General features: G+C 71.0%; 4 protein-coding genes. 2 read left to right on the top strand and 2 right to left on the bottom strand.

Features of this window, described 5'->3' with window-relative positions:
* Positions 1 to 168: 168 nt before the first annotated feature.
* On the bottom strand, positions 169 to 1155 hold the full coding sequence (locus EAO75_RS45070) for a DUF3068 domain-containing protein (protein ID WP_148000912.1): 987 nt from the start codon (positions 1153 to 1155) through the stop codon (positions 169 to 171).
* Positions 1156 to 1380: 225 nt separating this feature from the next.
* Between EAO75_RS45070 and EAO75_RS46390 the strand changes: the two genes are divergently transcribed.
* Complete coding sequence (locus EAO75_RS46390) at positions 1381 to 1533, top strand: hypothetical protein (protein WP_187284871.1); 153 nt, start codon at positions 1381 to 1383, stop codon at positions 1531 to 1533.
* A gap of 2 nt (positions 1534 to 1535) precedes the next feature.
* On the top strand, positions 1536 to 2783 hold the full coding sequence (locus tag EAO75_RS45065) for a PucR family transcriptional regulator (protein ID WP_148000911.1): 1248 nt from the start codon (positions 1536 to 1538) through the stop codon (positions 2781 to 2783).
* Positions 2784 to 2893: 110 nt separating this feature from the next.
* On the opposite strand, the gene EAO75_RS45060 is transcribed toward EAO75_RS45065, so the two are convergent.
* Entirely contained in the window at positions 2894 to 3478 is a 585-nt protein-coding gene (locus tag EAO75_RS45060; protein ID WP_148000910.1) for a DUF2269 domain-containing protein, read from the bottom strand.
* Between the last annotated feature and the right edge of the window lie 122 nt (positions 3479 to 3600).

The raw sequence follows: 3600 nt of genomic DNA, 5'->3' as shown, positions 1-3600 counted from the left end.
GTTTGGGTTCCTGTGGGGGGATTCGAAGGTCCTAGGGCGCTTTACGGTCGTTGTGCGTGGGGTGTGGACAGGCTGTGTCCGGGTGGGGTTGGACAGTTTTCGCCCAGCGGTTCGCCACGGCTACTCACCGGCGTGACAATTTCCGGCTTTATTAGAGCTGACGTCACGTCACATTGTGAGCGAGGGCTGGGGCATCTCGACCGTTCCAGGGGATTCCGGCTGCTTCCGCCCTCGTAGCACCAAAACCACCCCCACCACCGCAAGCGCGAATCCCGCCCCGGCCGCCCCGATGGGCAACGTCGTGCCCACCAGCCGCAGTTGATCGGTGTCCTGCCGGGCCTGCCGCACGGCCTCCTTCTGGGTGGCCGTGGTGAACGCGATCTTCTCGCTGTCCAGCAGCACCGCGGCGTCCTTCTCGCCGCCCGGCGCCCGCAGGGTGCGGCGCGGCCCGGTCTGGGCGTAGATCACCCGGCCGGTGCGCTGGTCCACGACCAGCCTGAACCCGTGGTTGGAGTACCACTCCTCGGCCAGCACCTGCGGCCGGTTCGGCTGGTCGACGATGCTGCCCGGGACCAGCCGCGTGCCGACCTTGCGGGGCGCGACCGTGGCGGTGAACCGGTAGCCCGTGTAGCCCTGGATCTTCTCGGTGCCGTCGTAGCGCATGGTGACCGTCGTGCCGCCGGTGTTGTCCCACCACTGGTACGAGCGTTTCTGCACGTCGAACGGGAACTTCAGATAGGCCTCGCCCTCGATGTACGGCTTCTCGCCGCAGCAGTGCACCGGCCTGGTCGTCGTACGGTCCATCACCCAGCGGTGCGGGGTGTAGTCCAGCGCGTCGTGCGGGTCCGCGGCCGGCAGCGACTTGTCGGTGTCGACGGTGGTGATCACGTCCCAGACGGCGTTGCCGCTGTGCTCGCTCGCCGCCACGTCGCCGCGCACCCGCTGGGTGACGGTGATCGTCTGGTCCGGCACGGTCTCGATCTTCTCGGTGTCGAAGACACTTCCGGTGCCCTTGTACACCGCGGTGGTGTCGATGTCGATGGGGTTCACGGCGGCGCGCGGGGTGACGTACCAGGCCAGCATCGGCGCCAGTACCAGCAGAAACGTGCCGAGGCCCAGCAGGATCAATGAGACAGGTGAGGCTGTACGGCGCATCCGGCACTCCTGGGGGGTTGACGCATGGTCGATGCACGGTCGTTGCCTGGCCGTTCTTGGGCCGGGAACCGTAGGCGTCCATTGACGGAGTGTCAATGTCTTGACGGGCAGTCACAGCTTGTCGAGACTGGGCCGACAGGCAGGGGTCGGGCTCGGGCTGGCGACACGGGGTGGGGACGACCTCCGGGACTTCCGGGACCTTCGGACAGGAAGGCTGACCCTGCGATGTCCAGACTGCTCGCCGCCGCGCTGACCGTCGCGCTCGCCGCCGTACTCGCGGTGGGTGCCGCGCTCGGTGTCGTCGCGCTGCTGGAAGCGACCCCCGACCGGCCGAACACGCCCTTGATCACCTACGAGCAAGCGGGCCAGGGGAGTTGACCGTGGCCGCGACCCGCTCGACGGCCGCACCCGCCGCCGCGACCCGCTCGGCCTGGCGTGACGTACCCCGCTTCCAGGTCCGTCGGTTCGCGGAGCTGGTCATGGCGGACGCGCCCGCCCTCGCCGAGCAGATCCTGCGCGAGATCCAGCGCGAGTACCCGCATCTGCCGGTCGTCCTCGACGAGTCGGGCGAGCCGATGGCCCTGGTCGGCATCCGGCGCGCCATCGAGGTCTTCGTGCAGCACCTGGAGACGTCGGAGGGCCGCCCGACCGTCCCGCCCGGCGTCTTCCAGGATTTCGGCCGCGGCGAGGGCCTCAACGGCAGATCCCTCGACTCGCTCCAGGCGATCTACCGGATGGGCGTACGACTGGCCTGGCGCCGCTTCGCCGAGATCGGCCAGCGCGTCGACATTCCGCCGCCCGCGATGTACGAGCTGGTGGACGCGGGTTACGAGTATCTCGACGGCCTCGTCGACCAGTCGGTGCGCGGTTACGCCGAGGCGGCGGCGCGCCAGGCGGGCGAGCGGCTGCGCCTCCAGCGCCGGCTGATGGAGCTGCTGCTGGCCGAGCACCACCGGGGCGATCCGGCGGACGCCCTCACGGAGCGGGCGGCCCGGATCGGCTGGCCGCTGCCCGAGAAGGTCGCGGTGGGCGTGCTGCTCCGGCCCGCACGGGAAGCGCTGGCGCCCGCCGTCGGACAGGGCGTGCTGCTGGACCTGGAGTACGAGCAGCCGCGCATGGTCGTCCCCGAACCGGACGCCGCCGGCCGCCCCGAACTCCTGCACCGGGCCCTGTGCGGCTGGTCCGGGGCGATCGGCCCGCCGGTCCCCCTGTCCGACGCGGCGAAGTCGCTGCGCTGGGCCGAGGCCGCCGTACGCCTGATGGAACGTCGGCTGCTGCCGGCCGGTGAGGTCCTCTACTGCACCGAGCACACGGAGGCCCTAGTACTCCTCCAGCCCGAGGAACTCATCGACGACCTGGCGGTGCGGTGTCTGGCGCCGCTGGAGAGTTGCGGGCCCACGCACGCGCGGCGGCTGGCGGAGACGTTGCTGGCGTGGCTGGAGACCAGGGGCGGGGCGCCGGAGGTGGCGGCGCGGCTGGGCGTGCACCCTCAGACGGTCCGGTACCGCCTCCGTCAGATCCGTGAACTCTGGGGCGACGAGATGGACGATCCGGACCGCCGTTTCGAGCTCGAACTGGTGCTGCGGGCACAGCGGTTGAAGGGAGCGCTGGGCGCGACGAGCAGGTAGTGAGTGCGGGCGCTGTCGCTTGCACCGTGCGCACCGGCGACTTCGCGACCCTGGACTGCGCGGTCGTGGCCCTGAACGAGGCCCTGGACGAGGGCCGTACAGGGGGCCGGTCAGGCCGCCTGACGGGCGGGCTCGGTGTTGTCGACCCGTCGGCGGGTGGCCGCGGCGCGCAGCCTGCGCCCGCGCTTCGTCAGCCCCCAGGGCTTGAGGATCGAGATCACCGTCATGAAGACGTACGCGGACAGCGACACGATCGGTCCGAACAGGACGTCGCCGGCGTCCGGCAGCGGCCCGCCCGCGGCGACGGCGGCCACTGCGGAGTTCACGCCGGGGCGCAGCGCGAAGACCGTGGCGATGGTGGTGGCGAGGGTCAGCCAGAACTTGACGTAGACCCACCGGTGCCGCGCCAGCCCCCACTGCGTGCCCAGGGACAGCACCATCCCGCTCACCAGCGTGAGGAACGCGACGGGCAGCAGCAGCCAGTCGGCGAACAGCTTCATGGCCCGCACCGACGCCTCCACGGTCACCGCGGACCCGGTGCTGCCCGCGGTGATCCCGAGCGCGAGCAGCCCGAGCGTGAGCCCGACCCAGCTCGCGGAGGCGACGACGTGGACGACGAGGGCGGCCCGGCGAGCGGGCCGGCTCAGCCGCTTGGCCGAGGCGGACGACGTGTTCTTCGAGGGCGTGGAAGACATGGACATCACGGTGCCGGTCATGGGCGGCGAGCACGTCTGACAGCGGGAGTAACCGCGCGTACTGAGGTCGGCGTACCCGCCACGCCCCCGCCTGCTCCGCGAGCCGGGGCAGGACCGATGAC

The sequence above is a fragment of the Streptomyces sp. UW30 genome (assembly GCF_008042075.1).
GTDB lineage: Bacteria > Actinomycetota > Actinomycetes > Streptomycetales > Streptomycetaceae > Streptomyces.
Note: the sequence above shows the minus strand (reverse complement) of the source record. Positions and strands in the feature narration are given on the sequence as shown.